Consider the following 20,931-nt stretch of genomic DNA (forward strand, 5'->3'; position numbering starts at 1 on the left):
AGATTCGACCTCACGGTCGACACCCTTGTCTTAAGCTATGGCTACTACTGCCTTCGCCATTCGGGACTTGAACCCTAGAGATAGCGCCCATGCTGGGCGCACACGGATAAAGCCCGTACGGTAATGACCGTACGGGCTTTGACAACGGCGGAGCCTTCTGACACAGGTTCTTTTATATAGCTAACGCATCTCTGTGTTCTTCATCTTCAGGGAACTCGTTCATTTCTTGGTAGGCTAGTTCTTTTTCCTGCCATGCTAGAAATCGGAAAGGATCAATCCCTAAAGCAGATACAATCTCCTGAAGCTCTAACGTCGGTTTCATTATTACTAGCCTCCACAACATAAATTAGATTAGAACTGCTATATCTCTCAATCATCATGTCATTGGTTAGGTAGAGGGAGATGTTAACTGTTACTTACTATTATTATGGCCTACACTTGTCTTTATTGATAGAGGGTTAATTTGTCGAAGCCTGTATCATTCAATTAAGTCTTAGCAAAATCTCAAGCAATTTACTTGAATTGAAATAGAAAAAGCTTGGAATCGGTTAATGAAACACCTGATTCCAAGCTTATTGTTCGGCTTTTAGCTTACGGATCCTTCCAGGACGTCCATTCGCTTCGCATAGTCCTCAGAACGCACGCGATCCCGCTCCAGGATCGGCTTCAAATATTGGCCGGTATACGACCCGGCCACCTTCACGACATCCTCTGGCGTACCCGCCGCCACGATCAAGCCCCCGCGGTTACCACCTTCGGGCCCTAGATCGATGAGGTGGTCCGCCGTTTTGATGACATCGAGGTTATGCTCGATGACCAGTACGGTTTCACCGCTCTCTACGAGGCGGTGAAGGACCTTCAGCAGACGATCGATATCGTGGATATGGAGCCCCGTCGTGGGCTCATCCAGAATGTAGATCGTCTTGCCTGTGCTGCGGCGGTACAGCTCCGCCGCAAGCTTCACGCGCTGGGCTTCGCCGCCTGACAGCGTGGTTGCTGGCTGGCCGAGGGTCATGTAGCCCAGGCCAACATCGAGAAGTGTATTCAGCTTACGATGAATCCGCGGCAAGTTCTTGAAGAACTCGCAGCCGTCCTCAATCGTCATCTCCAACACTTCGGAAATGCTCTTGCCCTTGTACTTCACTTCCATCGTCTCGCGGTTGTAACGCTTGCCTTTGCAGACTTCGCAAGGCACGTATACATCAGGCAAGAAGTGCATCTCGATCTTAATGATGCCATCCCCGCGACAAGCCTCACAACGGCCGCCCTTAACGTTAAAGCTGAAGCGGCCTTTCTTGTAGCCGCGAACCTTCGCTTCGTTCGTATTCGCGTACACATCACGAATATCATCGAATACGCCGGTATAAGTCGCTGGATTCGAGCGTGGCGTACGTCCGATTGGGGATTGATCAATATCGATAACTTTATCGATATGCTCTAATCCGACAATTTCTTTGTGCTCTCCTGGGCGAACTTTGGCTCCGTTCAAATCACGGGCCAATGTTTTAAACAGAATTTCGTTAATCAGGGTACTTTTGCCTGAACCGGAAACACCTGTCACACAAGTGAATACTCCTAACGGTACTTTAGCTGAAACGTTACGGAGGTTATTTTCTTTGGCGCCTTTGACTTCAATCCATTTGCCATTCGGCTTGCGTCGCACAGCTGGAATCGGGATGAATCGCTTGCCGCTCATGTACTGACCGGTTAGCGAGTTCTCGTCTTCCATGAGCTCCGCAGGTGTGCCTTGGGCAATGACTTGTCCGCCATGGATTCCGGCACCAGGACCGATATCTATGATGTAATCCGCCGCCAACATCGTGTCTTCATCATGTTCCACGACGATGAGCGTGTTGCCCAGATCACGCATATGCTCAAGCGTTTGAATTAACCGTGTGTTATCTCGTTGATGCAGACCGATACTCGGCTCATCTAGGATATAGAGGACGCCCATTAAACTCGAACCGATTTGCGTTGCCAATCGAATCCGTTGCGCCTCTCCGCCAGACAAAGTGCCTGCCGCACGGTGCATCGTCAAGTAATCAAGACCTACATTCACAAGAAATCCTAGACGCGCTCTAATTTCTTTCAAAATCAAATTGGAGATCGTCAGCTCCCGTTCATTCAGCTCTAGACCCTTAAACCATTCCTCCGCTTCCCCGATAGAAAGAGCGGTTGCGTGTGCGATGTTTTTTCCGTTAATCGTCACGGCAAGTGTCTCCGGCTTCAAACGGTGCCCCTTGCACTTCGGACATGGCTTCGTACTCATGTAGGACTGGATATGTTCACGAATGCCTTCAGAGAAGGTATCCTTAAATCGACGTTCTAGGTTACGAATAATACCCTCGAAAGGAACCAGCGCTTCCTTCGATGCTCCCATATCGTTCTCATAGCGGAAACGAATTTTCTCGCCACCCGTTCCATATAGGATCACCTTCATTTGGTCGCTGCTGATCTCTGAGACCGGTACATTACGCGGAATCTTGTAGTGCTCACAAACAGCAGCAAGAAACTGTGGATAGTAGTTGGATGTACTGCCCGCCCACGCTTCAAATGCACCCTCTTCTATTGTTAACTTGTTATCGGGAACGAGCAGGTCGGGATCGACAATCATCTGACTGCCTAAACCGTCACAATCCGGGCAAGCACCAAATGGACTGTTGAATGAAAACATCCTTGGCGCAAGCTCTTCAACACTGAAGCCACATTCAGGGCATGCTAAATTCTGGCTGAACAATAGTTCTTCTTTGTCCATAATATCCACGATGACGCGGCCATTCGCTAATTTAAGCGCTGTTTCGAGTGAGTCTGCCAGACGTGTTTGCACATCATCTTTGACCACGATTCGGTCGACAACCACGTCAATCGTGTGCTTCTTATTCTTATCGAGCTCAATTTTCTCCGAAAGATCGACCGTTTCCCCATTAACGCGTACCCGAACGAATCCTTGCTTCTGAACATCCGTAAACAACTTCGTGTGTTCACCTTTGCGGCCCGAAATGAGCGGAGCAAGAATTTGAATTTTGGTGCGCTCCGGATACTCCATAATACGATCCACCATTTGTTCTACGGTTTGTGCGGTAATCTCGATACCATGCGTAGGACAGTGAGGCCGCCCGATACGAGCGAACAACAGCCTTAAATAGTCGTAAATCTCAGTTACAGTTCCCACCGTGGAACGTGGATTACGGCTTGTTGTTTTCTGGTCGATTGAAATGGCTGGTGACAAGCCTTCAATTGAATCAACATCTGGTTTATCCATCTGCCCAAGAAATTGACGCGCATAAGCAGATAACGACTCCACATAGCGCCGCTGCCCTTCTGCATAAATCGTATCAAAGGCCAGTGATGATTTCCCCGATCCACTTAAGCCCGTCAGAACAACGAACTTATCACGCGGAATGATGACATCAATATTTTTAAGATTGTGAGCTCTAGCTCCTTTAATAACGATCTGATCTCTAGACACAGATACCCTTCCTCTCCTATGTGAAGCTGAACCCTCTTCTAAGCATCAGCCTTCATTTCCATGATGGCGTCACGAAGCTGTGCCGCACGTTCGAACTGCAGATTCTTCGCCGCCTCTTTCATCTCGACTTCTAAGCGCTCAATGAGGGATGCTCGATCTTTCTTCGACATCTTAGCACCCTTCACATCAGCTAGATAATCTGACTTCTGTTCTGCGACCTTGGTTGCTTCGATCACATCACGGATTTTCTTCGCAATCGTCTGCGGTGTGATGCCCAGTCTTTCATTGTTAGCTTCCTGCAAGGCCCGACGACGATTGGTCTCCGAGATCGCCTTCTCCATAGAATCGGTGATCTTATCGCCGTACATAATGACGCGACCATCCGAGTTCCGCGCCGCACGGCCGATCGTTTGAATCAACGAACGCTCGGAACGGAGGAATCCTTCCTTATCCGCATCCAAAATGGCAACAAGCGACACTTCGGGTAAATCAAGACCTTCCCGGAGAAGGTTGATTCCGATCAGCACGTGGAAAGTCCCCAAACGCAAGTCCCTCAGAATCTGCATCCGCTCAAATGTCTTAATATCCGAGTGCAAATAACGCACTTTAATCCCAATTTCCTTGAAGTAATCGGTCAAATCCTCCGACATCTTCTTCGTTAAGGTGGTCACAAGCACCCGCTCGTCTTTGCGAACACGGTCTTGAATTTCTGCGATGAGATCATCAATTTGACCTTTGGTAGGACGCACTTCAATAATCGGATCCAACAGCCCTGTTGGCCGAATAATTTGTTGAATCATCGTCGGGCAATGTTCTAATTCATAAGGGCCCGGCGTTGCTGAAATATATAAAATTTGACTGACCTTCTCCTCAAACTCCTCGAAACGCAGCGGACGGTTATCCAGTGCGGAAGGCAGACGGAAGCCGTGGTCAACCAACACATCTTTCCTCGCTTTATCCCCGTTAAACATCGCGCGAATTTGCGGTAACGTCACGTGAGACTCATCGACCATGAATAACATGTCGTCTGGGAAATAATCCATCAGCGTATACGGTGTTGCTCCCCGCTCACGGAATGTTAATGGACCCGAGTAATTCTCGATTCCTGAGCAGAAACCCATCTCTTCCATCATTTCCATATCATAGCGCGTTCGCTGCTCCAAACGTTGTGCTTCCAGAAGCTTACCTTGCTCCTTCAGCTCGGCAAGCCGTTCCTCCAGCTCCCGGCCAATATTCACGAGCGCACGTTTCATCGTATCCTCGCCTGTCACGAAGTGAGACGCCGGAAAAATCGCAATATGATCCCGTTGGCCGATAATCTCACCCGTCAGGACATTGATTTCAGTAATCCGCTCAATCTCATCGCCAAATAACTCAACGCGGACTGCGTGTTCACTATGCGAGGCCGGGAAAATCTCCACAACATCGCCACGCACACGGAACGTACCGCGAACAAAGTTCAGATCATTGCGTTGATATTGAATATCCACGAGTCGATGCAGGATTTCCGTTCGTGATTTCTCCATCCCCACACGTAACGAGAGCAGCAAATTGCCGTACTCCATCGGTGAACCCAAGCCGTAAATACACGATACGCTGGCAACAACAATAACGTCGCGACGTTCAAATAACGAGCTTGTCGCCGAGTGACGAAGCTTATCGATCTCTTCATTGATGCTGGAATCTTTCTCGATGTAAGTGTCGGAGGAGGCAATGTAGGCTTCTGGCTGGTAGTAATCATAGTAACTAACGAAGTAGGATACCGCATTATGAGGAAAAAACTCTTTGAATTCGCTGCACAACTGTGCGGCTAAGGTTTTATTGTGGGCAATAATCAAGGTTGGTCGGTTTAGTTTGGCTATCACTTGCGCTGCTGTGAACGTTTTCCCTGTTCCCGTAGCACCGAGCAGCGTCTGATGCTTGTTGCCGGCTTGTATGCTCTGGACGATCTCCTCAATAGCTTGAGGCTGGTCCCCTTGCGGAAGAAAATCTGATACAAGCTCAAATTTCTTAGAGCTCATGACGAGTTCACTCATCCATTATCACCCTCATTGTCGAAATAAATCGAACTTTTATCCTATAAACTTTCCCAAACGACATTCCGATATAGAAGTCTATGGAACTTTTACGTACATATATGAAGGATTGCAATAACTATCCAACATAAGAATGTTTGTTCTCGTTTTTCCATTATACTATTTTTAAATCATGGATGCAAACAGCTTTATCTGTTTTAACCTTATTCAAAGCGGCTTTCGCCGTGTTTTGGTTCCTATTCTTTTTATGCTAATTAGGAGTGGTACAGTCATGGATTTGACAACAGTATTAGGATTACTATTAGGTCTTGCAGGTTTAATCGGCGGGTATATGTGGGATGGCGGTCATATCAGCTCCTTGATCATCCCCAGCGCATTGCTCATCGTGTTCGGCGGAACCTTCGGTGCAGTCGCCGTTAGCTTCCCTGGCTCTATATTAGCCAAAATCCCCAAAGCACTCGGCGTTGCCTTCATGCAAGTGAAACGAGATCCTGGTGCAACCATCAACGAAATTGTCGAAATGGCTTCTATCGCTCGCAGAGAAGGTGTACTTGCCCTTGAACAGCGCGCTCAGGAGCACGATAACCCATTTTTGAAAGACGGATTAATTATGGTGGTAGACGGAACAGACCCCGAGCTAACAAGGCAAATTCTAGAGCTTGAAATGGACGCCATTGAACATCAAATTAATAATATGTCAAAAGTATTCGAAGCTGGTGGCGGATATGCGCCAACAATGGGGATTATCGGTACAGTCATGGGACTTATTCACGTTCTAGGAAATCTAGAAGATCCTTCCTCACTCGGCCCAGCCATTGCGGTTGCCTTCACAGCTACTCTCTATGGTGTTATGAGTGCCAACTTGGTTTATTTGCCAATCGCTAATAAAATTAAAGTCCGCGGTAAAGAAATGGTCAATGAAATGGAATTGATGCTAGAGGGCATCCTTGCCCTACAGGCTGGTGAAAATCCGCAATTAATTAAGAAAAAACTGAACTCCTTCCTCCATGATAAATCGAAAAAAGCCGTAGAGGAGGATGACGTTAATGGCGAGGCGCGGTAAGAAGCACGAAGAACATGTTAACCATGAAAGATGGCTTATTACTTACGCTGACTTAATTACGCTTCTGCTCGTATTTTTCATTATTATGTATGCGATGAGTAAAGTGGATGTTCAAAAGTATGCCGTTTTGGCGCAAGCCTTAAACCTGCAATTCCAAAAAGCTGACTCCATCTTGGATAAAAACCATGGTATCAGCGGTTCGATGACCCCGAAGCAAGGTGACGCGGACAGCAAGGACAAGGATTTCACACAACATAATCAAGACGAGCAGAAAGAAGAGCATGACAAGACGAAGACAGAAGACAGCGAGAAAGAAAAGCGGGAGAAAGAGCTTCAGGATCTCTTAAAGCAAGTACAAGCTTATATTAAGGATCAAAATTTAGAAGCGCAAGTATCCGCCAGTGATACGGAACGCGGTGTAGCGATCACGCTCAATGACTTATTCCTGTTCGATTTGGGAAAAGCGGATCTGAAGGCGCCATCCTTCCCGATTCTGCAAAAACTAGCCTCACTCTTTCCAACATTGAAAAGTAAGGTCAGCATCGAAGGTCACACAGACGACTTACCGCTTGCTCCAGGATCTCCTTATAAGGATAACTGGGGACTATCGTTTGCCCGTTCCCTTTCTGTTCTTCGCTATTTCAGCGATACGGCTAATCTAGATGATCATAAATTCATTGCTACCGCCTATGCGGATACCATGCCTAAAGTGGCCAACTCGAGCGATGCGAATCGCAGTAAAAATCGCCGCGTTGAAATCATTGTTTTACGGAACGATATTGCGCCAACGACTCCTGTTCAATAAATTACATCATCCACGGACGTATAATAGCCCTATATTCACTGCATAGTGGAGATAGGGCTTTGCTATGTTCTGCTCTGGTGATCAATGTGCATGCTCAAGCGTTTTGCCGACAATTCATGCAAAAAAAGAGCCGTCCTCTCCGTAGATTTCTCTACTGTGGGGACAACCCTTATCTCACAATGACTTCGTTGAATTGTTCGGTAACAAGCCCGTTAACTTGTTTCGCAAATAGCTAAACAGGTGCATGGGACGCTGCTCCAAGAAATACAGGACATCCTGATCTGGAGCCAGGAGAATGCCTAATTGATGATGATCTCCGTCAAAAATCCCTCGCTTCAGGAACCGAACCTCTCCTTGATCGTTCAGAACTTCCAGCCGGCAGAAAGCTGAATTCAGCCCCATCGCTGCGTGCAAATCCGTCTTCGTCTTGATTTTGTGCCCATTCACCTTGTGAATGATCTCACCGATACGAATGCCTAGCTCTTGGGCAGGACTATTCGGTACAACCGAAAGCACCATGAGCCCGCGTTCGGAGTGAATGTAGAAGGGCGTCCGCTTCGCTTCAGCCCATTGGTTATAGAACAGCACCCCTTCGTGAAGGGCTATGCTAAGGATCGCGCCTAGCAGCACGAGCGGCGTCCAATAGTGGGCAGCAATAGCTGCACCTAGCAGTAGGAGTCCGTACAGGTAGAGCAGATTAGCGCTAAATCGCGCCTGTTTCTTCGGCAGCTTCGAAATGGTGAGTTCCGTGAAACCAATCATCGCTGGGAAAGCTAGCAGTGTCCAACCTGCGCTCAGGTTCGAGGCAAACAGGGTTTGCCACTGCAAGCCGAGTTCACTCCCGCCAGCCATCGGCACTAGGAGGAACAGTGGGACAGGCCAAAAACCTTGCAGCTGCTGCCCGCCAATCATTTGCCCGCGCTTCCCTTCAAGAAATAGCGGCGTAGCCATTCTCGCTCCTTGGAAGCCGACCAGCACTCCCTCCAAGAGGTGCAGAACACCAACAATAACCAACAGGGAGGGGATATCCGCACTCGCGATGGTCTCGAGGATGTCATACGATTCGCGAAGGCTCGCAGCATTCGGAAACCATGAGAAAATCACTTGTGCAATCCCTAGAATCCCTACCGCGTAAGCTAAACACAAGAACCTGATGCGCAGAATCATCAGAACAACCGTTACCACCCATAGTACAATCACAATATCAACTTGGATCGAAACACCGACGAACAGGAGTAACACCGAGGCAACCAGCCCGCCTAACCATCCCCAAAGCACCACGCGCCACGTTTCGCTCAATAAGGAATGAAGACGTGTGTGAAATAACTTCCGTTCTAGTTGGATTTGCTTCCTGTAATGCAGAACAATAAATAATACACCTATATAGTAAAAAGGATTCGTAAACAGCCGCCCTACTGCAAGCAGCGCTCTGTCCAATAATTGAAACCACACATCCATACGAATCTAGGCTCCTTGGTAAATAGAAATAGGAAGGCCGCCTAAGCAACCTTCCTACACTAGTTCGACTGCAAAAGCTTATTTCCTGCCGCTCTTGCACAATTTCCATTAACTTACGGTCATTATTTCCCTAGCTGTTTCTGAATTTGGTAGACCGCTGCTTTCAGCTGTGAGTCGTTTTTCGGATCACGGATTTGCGCTAAAATTGCTTTTTCAATTTTGGCCGCTGTATCCGTATCTACCTCACCAGTCACAGGCAAGTCGTTCGTACGTTGGAATGCCTTGACTGCCATTACTGTTTTGTCACTGAAATAGCCATCCGTCCGTTCTGGATTGAAGCCAAGACCTGCAAGCATCAGCTGCAAATTCTTTACATCATCGCTTGTACTGTCTTGTTTCAGCACTTCCTTCTTCGTCAGCGGAGCCGCTTTGAAGTACCCTGGCTGCTCTACAGCAATATCCGGCGTGATGCCTTTTTTATGAATCCAGTTGCCATTTGGCGTCAGCCATTTGTACACCGTCATCTTAATATTGCTGCCGTCGCCCATTTCCTTCTCGAACGTCACTTGAACCGTCCCTTTTCCATAGGACGTTTCTCCAACGATTTTACTGCCAACTGCTTCTTGGAATGCACCTGCCAAAATCTCAGATGCGCTCGCGCTTCCTTTATTAATCAACACGGTAACTGGGTAATTCTTGCCTTTACCAGTGGAAGGTGTCGGCTCCCGCTTCCCGTCGCGATTCTCAACTTGCACGATTGGCGTTCCACTCTTTACAAATGGATTCACGATATCCACTACGACATTCAATAGACCGCCAGGATCATTACGAACATCGATGACAAGTCCTTTCATCCCTTTGGCCTCAAGGTTTTTCAGCTCTTCCGCAAAACGAACCGCGGTGTTGGAGGAGAATTGACGAATCTCGATTTTTCCAATCTGATCCTGCATCATTTCACCATAGACGGTTTCAACATCAATATTGTCTCGGACCACGATGACTTGCACTGGATCTCCTGTCCCTTGACGCAATAAATCCAGCTTAGCCTGCGTACCCTTAGGTCCGCGGATTTTCATGACTGCTTGATTCAAGGTAAGCCCGTCCAATTTATCGCCATTCACAGAAAGGACAACATCTTTGGATTGAATCCCCGCTTTCTCTGCAGGTGAACCCTTAATCGGTGATACGATCACGAATTTACCATCCTCAAGCGATACCTCAGCCCCGATGCCTTGGAAAGAGGATGTAATACTTTCATCGAACTGCTTCGCTTCTTTCTGATCCATATACACAGAGAACGGATCTTCTAACGATTCCAGCATCCCGTTAATAGCACCGTTAACTAACTGATCATGATCAGGCTGTTTCAGATACTTGCTCTCAATCAGCTGAAACGTGGTTGCGATTTTGCTTAAATCCTTGCTTGAGAGTCCGGACGTAGCGGATACCGAAGTAGCCGTTCCACCCGTTGTTTGCTCTTTCTGTCCCCAAGTAAAGGATGGATCTACAATCGTTAATGTAACAATACTGCTTGCAAACATAGCTAACAGAACAAATACAATGACCGTGCGACCTTTGAATTGCAAAGCGAGATTCACCACCTTTTTCCTAAAACCGAATTTGAGTTAGCCTGTTTGTAGTATATGACAAGCCCTTCCTCTTTTATGAAAAAACCTCTATCGAGGTCATTCATGGATGAGCGACCGCGTATAGAGGTAGGCTTTATCGCCAATAAGAAAGCCTTTTTCGGGAACCGAAAACTTATACTTTCTTATGTGGTAACCAAGTTGTCCTATCGCAAGAACGGTTTAGGATCGGTAGGCACTTCATTTTTCCTTACTTCAAAATGCAAGTGATTGCCGGTTGCCTGACCCGTGGAGCCTACGCCGGCAATTTTATCACCGCGCTTCACGACATCACCGACTTTGACATAAATCCCATCATTCATGATATGTCCATATACCGTCCACAGCCCATTCCCATGATCGATAATGACACAGTTCCCGTAGCCGTTCATCCATGAAGCGTAAATCACAGAGCCATTCTCCGCCGCTAGAATCGGTGTTCCTTTGGGCGCACCTAAGTCAATGCCTTTATGATTCTCAGGTTTCCCCGTGACGGGATTAATACGATAACTAAAATCAGAGGTAATTGGCGCTTGTACAGAGAGAGGGTATCCGAGCTTGCCGCCCGCATACGTAAAAGGTGACTTCGCATTGCTTGCCGCCCGCTTCTTCGCTTGCAAATCCGCCTCTTGCTTCGCTAATTGTGTAATCTGATTATCGCTTTCCTCCGAAATCTCCTCTAGCACTTTCTCTTGCTTGGAGAGTGAAGCAATCTTCACTTCCTTCGCCTTTTCTTTCGCTTGCAGATCGTCTCGCAGGGCATCCGCTTCCGCATAAAGCCCCTTCACGCTCTCAAGCTGCTTCTCGGTTTCGGCCTTCTTCTGCGTAACCATCTCTTTATCTTTCATATTCGACTCTAGTATTTCTTTATCTTGATTCACAATAGATTTAAGCGCTTCGATCCGATTCAAAAAATCAGAGAAGCTCGTCGCACTCAACACCACGTCCATGTAGGAAACGAATCCGTTCATATACATCAGGCGAACACGGGATTTCAGCATATTGTCGCGGCTTTCAACGCGTGCGGCGGCTTCATCCAATTGTTTCGCGTTAGCTTCCAAGTTGTCTGATACTTGGTCAATTTGCTCATTCAGTTGCGTTAGCTTTTTACTTGCTTCGTTGACCTGGTTGACAAGGGCATTCATATCCTTCGTCGTCTGGTCCTTCTCTGATTGCACCTTCGTGATTTGGTTTTGGGCGTTATTGGCTTTCTGCTGCGCTTCCGCCTTCTGCTTCTTGAGCTGCGTCAACTGCTGATCGATCTTGTCCGTTGCCGAAGCGGCATAGCTTGCCGCATTAGGGATGGTCAGTGAAATTGCCATTCCTAATGTCAGCACTACAGGTAGAATTTTCTTCTTCAAGCACGTAGCCTCCCCATCTTCAAGCGTTTTATGCTGCATGTATGGTTTGAATCTCTTACGTTCTGAATTAAAATAAACGACTACGCCGTCCATTTAGGACGAGTGCGTTTATCCAAAAATATAGCCGTCCTATTGCGTGAAACATATTAATTCTTATATTTCTACAAATCTATGAATCTTTGAAAATGAGAAATGAAAAGAAGATGAAAAAGGAGGCAGAGGAACACTCTACCCCAGTTTCATTTAAGGTTACCTCTATACGCGTAGGAATTTCCTTACGGAGATGAGGGAACCCCATACCCCAATCACAATGCCCAAGCCGATCAACAAAACGGTCATCGTAGGCGCAATATTTTCGAAAGGTGTCAATTTAATCATCAACAAATTCAAATTCAATGAGCTTAAGTTGAGCAATTTCCAATAGCCTGCAAGAATGATTGCTGTTGGGATGGCAGATCCAATGAAGCCGAGCAAAGCACCTTCAATGAAGAACGGCCAACGAATAAAGGAGTTTGTGGCACCCACAAGCTTCATAATCGAAATTTCCCGTTTTCTAGCTAAAATCGTGATTTTGATCGTATTGGCAATTAAGAATACCGCTGTAAAGGAGAGCAAAACTACGATGCCGATACCGATCCAGCGTGCAATCTTCGTTACTTTAAACAGGGCTTCAACGGTTCCTTTGCCGTAATTCACCTTATAAATAGGCTTCGGATCCTTGCCGATGTTTAGTGCAGAGATTTGGTCCGCCACACTCGCCACATTCCGCGGATCGTTTACTTCGATCGTGAACGCATCGTTTAGAGGATTGTTATCTCCTTCGAAGCCATCTAGGAGTGCCTTCCCACTATCGCCAAGCTTCTCGCGCAAATAGACAAGTCCCTCTTGCTTCGAAACAAATTTAATCGTTTTGACTTCAGGGATCCCTTGGATTTGCGTTTGGAGTGCCGTGATTTGATCCTGGGCAGTGTTAACCTCCAGATACACATTGATCTCGACCTGTTGCTCAATTTGTGTGGCTACATCATTGACATTTAAGGTTATGAGTACGAAAACACCAAGAATAAATAAGGAAATCGCAATGGAGCTAATCGACGCGAACGTCATCCAACCATTTCGCACGACATTTTTCGTACCTTCTCGCAGATGACGAGAAACTGTACTAATCTTCATAGCCATATTCCCCCCGTAATTGATCGCGAGCAATAAGGCCATTCTCAATCGCAATAACGCGCTTACGCATCGTATTTACGATTTCTTTGTTATGCGTGGCCATGACAATGGTGGTGCCGCGGAAATTAATTTCCTCCATCAATTTCATAATTCCCCATGACGTATCAGGGTCGAGATTTCCTGTCGGTTCATCAGCGATAATGACGGAAGGGCTGTTGATTATTGCCCGGGCAATGGCAACACGCTGTTGTTCGCCACCGGATAACTGCGATGGAAGTGAGTTTGCTTTGTCTTTCAGCTTAACGAGTTCAAGGACTTCCATGGTGCGTTTCTTGATTTGCTTCTTCGGAGCCTCAATAACTTCCATGGCGAAAGCTATATTTTCAAAAATATTTAATTTCGGAAGTAAACGATAATCTTGGAAAATAACGCCAATATTCCGACGAACATAGGGAATTTTGCGTTGCTTCAACTTTTCTAAATTAAAGCCGTTCACAAAAATTTGACCTTTGGTCGGTCTTTCTTCTCTATACATCAACTTCATGAAAGTAGATTTACCTGCGCCTGAAGGCCCAACCACATAGACAAATTCATTGCGGTCCACTTTTACATTAATACCTCTTAATGCGTGAGTCCCGTTGGCGTATGTTTTCCATACGTCCTGCATTTCGATCACAATATCACATCCTAATTATATAGATAGCCTATATCCATTCGACACAAAAGGTGAAAATCCTTCTAAATCCTCTTTGAAATTCATGGGGAATACCGTCATTATACCATGGTTTGTACATATTTTAGCCGAATCAGGAATATGTACTAAATGGGCAGGGAGATTGATACATATAGAGAGACAGGCCGTATCACATTCGTATGTAAAGGAGTGGCTGTTCATGACACGCTCATTCAGAAACCCCATCCCCTATCTCTCTGTCGCTCTTAGCTTGTTCGTGACGTGCGGCATTGCACTCTACTTATATGGATCTCAATCTACATTCCCCGCTAATGTCACAATTGCAGGCTGGCGTGTAGGCGGAATGTCCTACGCATCTTTTCAGTCAGAGTTAGCGCAACGCCTGAATCAACTGTCATCTTTCCCGATTTCCCTGCACACGTCCTATTCGGAAATTCCTGCCAAAGAGCTGCCGCTCGGACAACTTGGTATTCGCTATGACCAGCGTGTTCTAACAGAATCCATGCAGCAATTAACCGGAGACTCCCTGCTAGGTCGTATCAAAGCGCGCTGGACCCTGCGAAATGCCAATATCCCGCTCCAAGTCTCCGTCGATTCAACCCAGCTTACTGCGACTGTGAAGGACACTTGGAAAGAGCTGTATTCGAAACAACCCGTTGCCGCCAAGCGAATCCTCAAATCTCAAGATCAGGTTACCTACGAGCCAGAGCGCAATGTGCTAAGAATTGATACCACGCACTTGCAAGAGCAGCTGCAAACCATCGCCCCTACCTTGGGTACCTTGACGCACGCCGCGCCGATAGGGCTCTCTTTGCCCGTATTCGAGCTGAGCCCCTCCGTAACGCTGGCAGCCCTGAAGCAGCAGGGCATCGATGGCAAAATATCCGAATTCACGACCCTGTTTCCCCTATCTGGGGAAGGACGGGTTCACAATATACGCGTAACCGCGACATCCATTCAAGATTACCTGATGGCACCCGGCGATACGTTCGATTACAGCAAAATTATTGAACAAACAGAAGCCAAATTCGGCTACAAGGAAGCACCCGTAATCCTGAATGGGAGCCTCGTCCCAGGCATTGGCGGCGGCATTTGCCAAGTATCCTCGACACTCTATAACGCAGTCCTCCGAAGCGGCCTTGAAATTGTTGAGCGGCGCAATCACTCACTCCCTGTCAGCTACGTCCCTCTTGGGCAGGATGCCACATTCGCTAGTGGTTATATTAATTTCAAATTTCGTAATAATACGAACAGCTATGTCTGGATTCGAACCATAACGACGGATTCGGCGGTTACCGTGAAGCTTTTTGGCCATCAGACGCCTTCGATTACATATGACATTGACTCCAAGGTTGTGGAAACCATTCAGCCACCGGTCAAATATGTGAACAATCCGAGCTTAAGCCCAGGCTTAGAACGCCCGATCTCTACAGGAAAGGTCGGTTACAAGGTTGAGACCTATCGGATCAAGCGTGAAAACGGCACGCTCGTCAGCAAAGAGTTAATCTCCAAAGATCAATACTCAGCTGTACCGACAGTTATCGCCGCAAACCGCAAAGACATCCAAACGGAAGATCGTAACCCCGCTGCACCGAAGCAGCGTATTATTGAAGATGGCGTCAAGGGACCTGCTGTACAATGATAAACAATAAATGTGATTAAAACATGAAGGTCATGTGACTGTAGTTACTACGTCATTATGACTTTTTTCTTTTATGATAAGACTATGGAAAGAGTATTGAAGGAGGCATATCGATGAGTAAAGCGGATTATTTCAAAGAATTAAACTATCGTCTGCGCGGACTTCCCGAGAAGGAACGTCAAAATATATTAAAGGTTTACGAAGAATTATTTCAAAAAGCTGTAGAAAATGGTAAGCACGAAGATGAGGTTGCGCAATCTCTCGGCTATCCGCGCGTACCTAACTGGGATGCACAGAAGGATGCAACTCCAGCTGTTCCCGTACAAGAGAAAGCTCATGACCATACAACAAGTTCGTATGAAGCTCTTGCAAATCATGCTGATGATGATGCTACGTATTTGAGTGAAGATCAAGTAGAAAAGACAGCTATCCCCTATGCCAAAACACCTGAGCCACCAGCTGCTGGACCTAAAATTCCTGTACAAGCGCCTGAAGCTTGGGAGCCGCCTTCCTATACGCAGCCGCCTCAGCCAAATTACCCCCCCATGTATAACTCGCCTTATCCGAAATCTTATCCAACGAAGCCAGACACGGGGATTAAAGCGATTATTATTTCGATTATGCTCGGTTTCTTTAATCTCATGTTCGTCGTAGGTCCTTGGTTCGGGGTTTGCGCCGCGCTGATCGCGTTGTTTGCTGCAGGCTTTGCCCTTCTGATTGCGCCCATCATCGGCGTGCTCACTAGCTTAGCGGGAACAACTGGCAGTGACTTTCAATTCATTTCATTTTCCCTGCTTGCCTGCTTCGGCTTAGGAATCATCATCACTACGCTTAGCTCTTGGCTGCTCAAGCAGTTTTTCAAGCTTAGCTGGAAGTACATCCAATTCAACGCCAAACTGATTAAGGGGGTTTAAGCCATGCAACGTAAAGTGAAATTTTTCTTATTGACTGGCTTTATCTGCCTTGGGGTAGGCCTGATTGGAGCTGCTGTATCCTTCCAGTCCCTCGACTTTGATACAGGCGTCTCAAAAATTGCTATTGAGAAAAAGATAGCCGCAGCGAATATCGATACATTGATTATTGATAATCATATCTCAGGCATCACCTTCGTTCCTAGCAATTCGGATGAAATTAGCGTTCGTCTAGTTGGTGCTGCGCGGTCCGAAAATGCACAGAATTGCACGGTCGAGGCCACGACAGAAGGTACGAATACATGGCGAGTGAACGTATGCACGAACAAAAAGCCGCATATTAACATTGGATTTGACTTAACAGAATTAAAAAGCTTACTTAGTGGTCAATCCCTTCGCCTACGCACAGAAGTCAGTCTTCCAGACAAGCTTTACAAGGGGATTACGGTTTCTACAGATACAGGCGGAATCACGTTCAAAGAAGTGAAAGCTGAGAAGCTAACCGCTAGTACGGATACAGGCGGGATCACGGTTGACCGCTATGAAGGGAAAACACTCAATCTGCAAACGGACACAGGCAGTATTCACGTCAATGACGGACAGGGCAATGTGAAGCTCAAAACCGATACAGGCAGCATTACAGCAGCGCTCCGGGATCTTGGTGATTCGGTTTCGCTCGAATCCGACACAGGCAGTATTCGCCTGCAGTTAGATCCTACACCTACAGATGTTAGCTTTGATCTGAGTTCAGACGTAGGCAGTACCAATCTGGATGTGCCAGGTGTGAACGTACAGCAACGAACCAGTCATAACAAAGCGAAAGGCTCAATCGGCAATGGCAGCAAAAAAGTAACGGCTCGCACGGATACCGGTTACATTGAGGTTAGAGGTAGATAGTAAGCGACATATTCTGATGAAAGAACGAGGCTATCTCTTAGGTCTATTTAGACCATTTGAGTCAGCCTCGTTTTCTATTTCAAATAGGTCTGAATCTTTTCAAGGAGTCGATTCCAATCAATCGGCTTCGTATCGAAGTCATCGCATCCTGCCTCGAAAGCCATCTCCCGATCTGCAGCCATCGCATGGGCGGTTAGGGCAATAATCGGGATGTCCTTCGTCTCTGGTGCTGCTTTGAGCAGACGTGTGGCATTCCAGCCATCCAGCACAGGAAGGCTCATATCCATAAGAATAAGGGCTGGTACTTCGCTCCTTGCTGCGTCTACACCTTGCTGTCCATCCGTTGCCATGATGACTTCATAGCCTTTGCGCATTAGACGGCGGGACAGCATGTCACGATTCATTTCGTTATCTTCGACTAATAATATTTTAAACATCGTCGTCTGCTTCCTTCTTGCTTCGAATATAAGCTTGCTCCCCATGGTTCTGGTCACTCATCGAACTAGCCATGAGGCTGCGAATTTCATGTAACAGCGTTTCGCGTTTAAAGCTTCCTTTTTGGATAATGTTTTTCACATAGCCGTTCAGTCGCAAACGATCCTCTGACGCGATATCCTTCGCCGTTACCACAACGACCGGAATCCATTGCCATTCCTCACGTTTGCGCAGTTCCGTTACGAACTCGAATCCATCCATGCCCGGCATCATTAAATCTAGCAGAATCAACTGAGGCAGCGCTTGTGACATCATATTCAAGGCCGCGCGCCCATCCTTTGCTTTTGTTACCTTGAAGCCTTCTCTCTCCAACATTTGAGTCATCATGTGACTTGTTGTAACATCATCCTCTATGACGAGTACAGCGTTGGTTTGCCGCTCTGGGATATGCTTATTCAGCACAGAAATCAATTTATCGATATAAACCGGTTTGGTCAAAAATTCCGCTGCGCCAAGCGCATAGCCCATATTTTTGTCATCGGTCATCGACATCATGATAACGGGAATGCCGGATAATTCCGGGTCGTTTTTGAGCGTCGTCAGAACGGTCCAGCCATCCATCCCCGGCATAAGTACATCTAAGGAAATCAAGGTAGGCCGCAGCTCTCGGGCGAGTCGAACGCCTTCTTCTCCATTTTGGGCCAGAGCAACCGTACAGCCTTCTTTACTGAGAAAACGCTGCATCTGCTGCAGCATAGCCGGGTCATCATCAATGACTAGCACCGTGCGGTTTTCCTGTGTCGTGGGTGGGCTGCTCTCCTGGAATGAGTCGTCGCTGCCGCTCGCACGATTCTCCTCCATGGGCAACCATGCGGTAAAGGTTGTACCTTGACCATATACACTATCGACGGTGATGTGACCGCCCATCATTTGGCACAGCTTCTGTGAGATCGCGAGTCCAAGCCCGGTGCCTCCGTACTTCCTTGTTGTCGAGGAATCGGCTTGCTTAAACGCTTGAAATAAATGTTCCATCTGCGGGGCTGTCATGCCGATACCGGTGTCTTGAATGCTAAAACTAATGCCCGTCTGCCGATTAACCCTTTCATAACCAACAGTTAGCCAGATCGTACCATCCTTCGTAAACTTACTGGCATTGCTCAACAAATTGAACAGCACCTGCATCAGCTTCGTGACGTCCGTCCTTATTTCACCCTCAGGGAAAACGACCTCCAATCGGTTGCCTCCCGCCTCCACCAGCGGATTAACGGTCGTCAGCACATCGCGAATCAGTGTCGGTATATCACATACTTCCAAGTAAAGATCCATCTTACCGGCTTCAATCTTTGAGAGATCCAGAATATCATTGATCAGCGTCAGCAGATGCTTGCCGGCGCTATGGATTTTGCTCAAGTCATCTGCAAATGCAGGTTCATTCATGTCTTCGGCATCTTCTTTGAGCATCTCACTATACCCGATGATGGCATTCAGCGGTGTACGCAGCTCATGGCTCATGTTCGCGAGGAACTGACTTTTGATCTGGTTGGCTTCAATGGCTTCGTCGCGCGCTTTAGACAGTTCCGCTGTACGTTCTTTCACCAATTCCTCCAGCTGATCGTTCAATTGTCTCAGTTCTTGATTCACGTAATAAATTTCCCGCGTTTTCTGCTCGGCTATCTGTTCGGCTTCCTTCCGCGCTTTCTTCTCCCGATCCAGCTGCCTTCGAAGAACATCTAGTTCTTGCATGTCTTGCATTTATTTCACATCCGCACTCGTTAAAACAAACCGGGCCGCGGTTCCTTCCTCCAAATTCTCGCGCACCATATTAATCTCCTCACCATAGTGCTGAATGCATCCGTTAATCAACCCTTCGGCCAAATCGGCAAAAGGTCGCGAGGATCGGTACGTCATCATCAACGTTCCAGCTACTGATGTGTCATATTCGAACGCAGGCAATTCAGCGCCTGGATAGAGCTTACGGACTTCTACGTGAATATAGCTGTCTACTTTTTGCAAAAAGCTGAATACCGTGCTGTTTTCTTGCAGAAATTGCGGATGCAGCTGGGTCAGCTGGCCGAACAAATATTCACCGAAGGTAATGATCAAGTCGGTAATGGGGATGCCTGTCCGCTGGCCTAGCTGCACAATAAGCTGAATCATTTCATGATGATCATAGGTGCCGACTGAGGTGTAGCTGCCGCCTGAAGGCAAGTCAGAGCCCTCAATAATTTGATCCACTACGCCCAGAGAAAATTTATTTTCGACCATTTCGAGAAAAGAAGTAAACACCATGCCTTTCATACGAACACGCTCCCATTTCTATTTAGAATTGTTCTCTCTCCCTACGATGTGCATGAAAGCATCCACGACTTGGGGGTCAAAATGCATTCCACGCTGCTTCTGAATTTCTGTCAAAGCTTCCTCGGCCGACCATGCCCGTTTATAGGGGCGCTCATGTGTCAATGCATCATAGAAGTCAGCAAGCGCCACAATGCGTCCTGCAAGCGGAATGGCTTCGCCGCTTAATCCGTTCGGGTAACCCGTTCCATCCCACTTCTCATGGTGGGATAGGGCAATCGTATGCGCCAACTGCAAATCCGGGAATTGACTTCCCTCGAGTATACTGGCACCTATCGTCGTATGAGTTTTCATCTGCTCGAACTCTTCAAGGGTGAATCTTCCGGGCTTTAATAAAATATCATCAGGGATGCCGAGCTTTCCAAGATCGTGCAAAGGCGTGGCACGCTCGATGAGCTCTGCCTCGTGCTCGGGCAGCCCTAGAGAAGAAGCAATCTCCTTCGCCATTTGACCTACACGCTGCGTATGCTGTCCCGTCTGATCATCACGGAATTCAGAGGTCCGTCCAAGCAATTGCAAGATTTCCAGCTTCGCTTGTTCCAACTTGGCGGTCCGTTCCTGAACACGTTGCTCCAGAAGTTGATTCTGGTCTTGCAGCTGTCTATGATAAAACCTTGTTTTTAGTAAGTTATTAATCCGTAATACCACTTCTGTTTTATCTAATGGCTTCGTAAGGAAATCATGCGCACCCAGGTGCAGCGCTTCTTTCTTGGCCTCCTGCGTCACATCGGCTGTAAGCACTAAGATTGGTAGAAAATGACCTTCCTCCACCCGTTCCTTCAAAAGCCTCAACGCAGCAAATCCATCCATTTCAGGCATATGCAGATCTAATAAAATAATATCGGGTTTAACCTTGTCAAACAGGGATTCTAGCTGTTTGGGATCCGTCGTACAGTGTAAATTGGAAAAACCTGCACGGCTCAGTATTCGTTCTAGCAGGCTGATATTGTACGCCTGATCGTCGATAATCAGAAAACTAGCGCTTTGCATCCAAATTTTATCCATGT

17 protein-coding genes are annotated in these 20,931 nt (G+C 47.1%); 5 read left to right on the top strand and 12 right to left on the bottom strand.

Annotation, left to right across the window (positions count from 1 at the left end):
* Window positions 1–172 precede the first annotated feature (172 nt).
* From AC58P7_RS20215 to uvrB, 3 genes are all read right to left on the bottom strand, one after another.
* Window positions 173–322: a hypothetical protein gene (locus AC58P7_RS20215; protein WP_497346017.1), complete on the bottom strand. Its 150-nt coding sequence runs from the start codon at window positions 320–322 to the stop codon at window positions 173–175.
* A 264-nt stretch (window positions 323–586) separates the two neighbouring features.
* Complete coding sequence (gene uvrA / locus AC58P7_RS20220; RefSeq protein WP_497346019.1) at window positions 587–3,469, bottom strand: excinuclease ABC subunit UvrA; 2,883 nt, start codon at window positions 3,467–3,469, stop codon at window positions 587–589.
* Between the two features lie 38 nt (window positions 3,470–3,507).
* Complete coding sequence (gene uvrB / locus AC58P7_RS20225) at window positions 3,508–5,505, bottom strand: excinuclease ABC subunit UvrB (protein WP_497346021.1); 1,998 nt, start codon at window positions 5,503–5,505, stop codon at window positions 3,508–3,510.
* A gap of 271 nt (window positions 5,506–5,776) precedes the next feature.
* On the opposite strand from uvrB, the gene AC58P7_RS20230 reads away from it, so the two are divergent.
* Both AC58P7_RS20230 and AC58P7_RS20235 read left to right on the top strand, forming a co-directional pair.
* A complete protein-coding gene (locus tag AC58P7_RS20230; protein ID WP_497346022.1) occupies window positions 5,777–6,568 on the top strand; it encodes a flagellar motor protein in 792 nt (263 codons plus the stop codon).
* Window positions 6,552–7,373, top strand: a complete 822-nt coding sequence (locus tag AC58P7_RS20235; RefSeq protein ID WP_497346024.1) for a flagellar motor protein MotB — start codon at window positions 6,552–6,554, stop codon at window positions 7,371–7,373. The genes AC58P7_RS20230 and AC58P7_RS20235 overlap by 17 nt, the downstream gene beginning before the upstream one ends.
* 174 nt (window positions 7,374–7,547) lie before the next feature.
* Here AC58P7_RS20235 and AC58P7_RS20240 read toward each other — a convergent pair whose 3' ends face one another.
* The 5 genes from AC58P7_RS20240 to ftsE form a co-directional block, all read right to left on the bottom strand.
* Window positions 7,548–8,831 carry a PDZ domain-containing protein gene (locus AC58P7_RS20240; RefSeq protein ID WP_497346026.1) on the bottom strand — a complete coding sequence of 428 codons (1,284 nt, stop codon included), beginning with the start codon at window positions 8,829–8,831 and terminating at the stop codon, window positions 7,548–7,550.
* 122 nt (window positions 8,832–8,953) lie between these two features.
* On the bottom strand, window positions 8,954–10,417 hold the full coding sequence (locus AC58P7_RS20245) for a S41 family peptidase (RefSeq protein ID WP_497346028.1): 1,464 nt from the start codon (window positions 10,415–10,417) through the stop codon (window positions 8,954–8,956).
* 206 nt (window positions 10,418–10,623) lie between these two features.
* Window positions 10,624–11,817: a murein hydrolase activator EnvC family protein gene (locus tag AC58P7_RS20250; protein ID WP_497346030.1), complete on the bottom strand. Its 1,194-nt coding sequence runs from the start codon at window positions 11,815–11,817 to the stop codon at window positions 10,624–10,626.
* A gap of 255 nt (window positions 11,818–12,072) precedes the next feature.
* Window positions 12,073–12,990 (bottom strand): permease-like cell division protein FtsX, encoded by a 918-nt coding sequence (gene ftsX, locus AC58P7_RS20255; protein WP_497346032.1) that lies wholly within the window; start codon window positions 12,988–12,990, stop codon window positions 12,073–12,075.
* Window positions 12,980–13,666, bottom strand: a complete 687-nt coding sequence (gene ftsE / locus AC58P7_RS20260; RefSeq protein WP_497346034.1) for a cell division ATP-binding protein FtsE — start codon at window positions 13,664–13,666, stop codon at window positions 12,980–12,982. The genes ftsX and ftsE overlap by 11 nt, the downstream gene beginning before the upstream one ends.
* Window positions 13,667–13,883: 217 nt before the next feature.
* Here ftsE and AC58P7_RS20265 point away from each other — a divergent pair, with 217 nt between their 5' ends.
* The 3 genes from AC58P7_RS20265 (at window position 13,884) to AC58P7_RS20275 (ending at window position 17,134) form a co-directional block, all read left to right on the top strand.
* Window positions 13,884–15,326, top strand: a complete 1,443-nt coding sequence (locus AC58P7_RS20265) for a VanW family protein (protein WP_497346036.1) — start codon at window positions 13,884–13,886, stop codon at window positions 15,324–15,326.
* 113 nt (window positions 15,327–15,439) lie between these two features.
* Window positions 15,440–16,240: a DUF1700 domain-containing protein gene (locus AC58P7_RS20270; protein ID WP_497346037.1), complete on the top strand. Its 801-nt coding sequence runs from the start codon at window positions 15,440–15,442 to the stop codon at window positions 16,238–16,240.
* Between the two features lie 3 nt (window positions 16,241–16,243).
* The gene (locus AC58P7_RS20275) at window positions 16,244–17,134 is read left to right on the top strand and encodes a DUF4097 family beta strand repeat-containing protein (protein ID WP_497346039.1); all 891 of its coding nucleotides are present in this window, start codon (window positions 16,244–16,246) and stop codon (window positions 17,132–17,134) included.
* Window positions 17,135–17,208: 74 nt separating this feature from the next.
* Here the strand turns inward: AC58P7_RS20275 and AC58P7_RS20280 are convergent, their stop codons facing one another.
* From AC58P7_RS20280 to AC58P7_RS20295, 4 genes are read right to left on the bottom strand one after another with little or no spacing between them, the layout of a single operon-like run.
* Entirely contained in the window at window positions 17,209–17,571 is a 363-nt protein-coding gene (locus AC58P7_RS20280) for a response regulator (protein ID WP_497346041.1), read from the bottom strand.
* Window positions 17,564–19,321 carry an ATP-binding response regulator gene (locus tag AC58P7_RS20285; RefSeq protein ID WP_497346043.1) on the bottom strand — a complete coding sequence of 586 codons (1,758 nt, stop codon included), beginning with the start codon at window positions 19,319–19,321 and terminating at the stop codon, window positions 17,564–17,566. The genes AC58P7_RS20280 and AC58P7_RS20285 overlap by 8 nt, the downstream gene beginning before the upstream one ends.
* A complete protein-coding gene (locus AC58P7_RS20290) occupies window positions 19,322–19,867 on the bottom strand; it encodes a heme NO-binding domain-containing protein (RefSeq protein ID WP_497346045.1) in 546 nt (181 codons plus the stop codon).
* A gap of 18 nt (window positions 19,868–19,885) precedes the next feature.
* Window positions 19,886–20,929 carry an HD-GYP domain-containing protein gene (locus tag AC58P7_RS20295; protein ID WP_497346046.1) on the bottom strand — a complete coding sequence of 348 codons (1,044 nt, stop codon included), beginning with the start codon at window positions 20,927–20,929 and terminating at the stop codon, window positions 19,886–19,888.
* Between the last annotated feature and the right edge of the window lie 2 nt (window positions 20,930–20,931).

The organism is Paenibacillus sp. J22FR5 (genome assembly GCF_059691975.1).

Excerpts from the sequence above, each read along its gene's own strand:
- AC58P7_RS20285 (WP_497346043.1), bottom strand. The coding sequence starts at position 19,321 with ATGCAAGACATGCAAGAACTAGATGTTCTTCGAAGGCAGCTGGATCGG.
- AC58P7_RS20280 (WP_497346041.1), bottom strand. The coding sequence starts at position 17,571 with ATGTTTAAAATATTATTAGTCGAAGATAACGAAATGAATCGTGACATG.
- AC58P7_RS20275 (WP_497346039.1), top strand. The coding sequence starts at position 16,244 with ATGCAACGTAAAGTGAAATTTTTCTTATTGACTGGCTTTATCTGCCTT.
- AC58P7_RS20270 (WP_497346037.1), top strand. The coding sequence starts at position 15,440 with ATGAGTAAAGCGGATTATTTCAAAGAATTAAACTATCGTCTGCGCGGA.
- AC58P7_RS20240 (WP_497346026.1), bottom strand. The coding sequence starts at position 8,831 with ATGGATGTGTGGTTTCAATTATTGGACAGAGCGCTGCTTGCAGTAGGG.
- AC58P7_RS20295 (WP_497346046.1), bottom strand. The coding sequence starts at position 20,929 with ATGGATAAAATTTGGATGCAAAGCGCTAGTTTTCTGATTATCGACGAT.
- AC58P7_RS20230 (WP_497346022.1), top strand. The coding sequence starts at position 5,777 with ATGGATTTGACAACAGTATTAGGATTACTATTAGGTCTTGCAGGTTTA.
- AC58P7_RS20290 (WP_497346045.1), bottom strand. The coding sequence starts at position 19,867 with ATGAAAGGCATGGTGTTTACTTCTTTTCTCGAAATGGTCGAAAATAAA.
- uvrB (WP_497346021.1), bottom strand. The coding sequence starts at position 5,505 with ATGAGTGAACTCGTCATGAGCTCTAAGAAATTTGAGCTTGTATCAGAT.
- AC58P7_RS20215 (WP_497346017.1), bottom strand. The coding sequence starts at position 322 with ATGAAACCGACGTTAGAGCTTCAGGAGATTGTATCTGCTTTAGGGATT.
- AC58P7_RS20265 (WP_497346036.1), top strand. The coding sequence starts at position 13,884 with ATGACACGCTCATTCAGAAACCCCATCCCCTATCTCTCTGTCGCTCTT.
- ftsX (WP_497346032.1), bottom strand. The coding sequence starts at position 12,990 with ATGAAGATTAGTACAGTTTCTCGTCATCTGCGAGAAGGTACGAAAAAT.
- AC58P7_RS20235 (WP_497346024.1), top strand. The coding sequence starts at position 6,552 with ATGGCGAGGCGCGGTAAGAAGCACGAAGAACATGTTAACCATGAAAGA.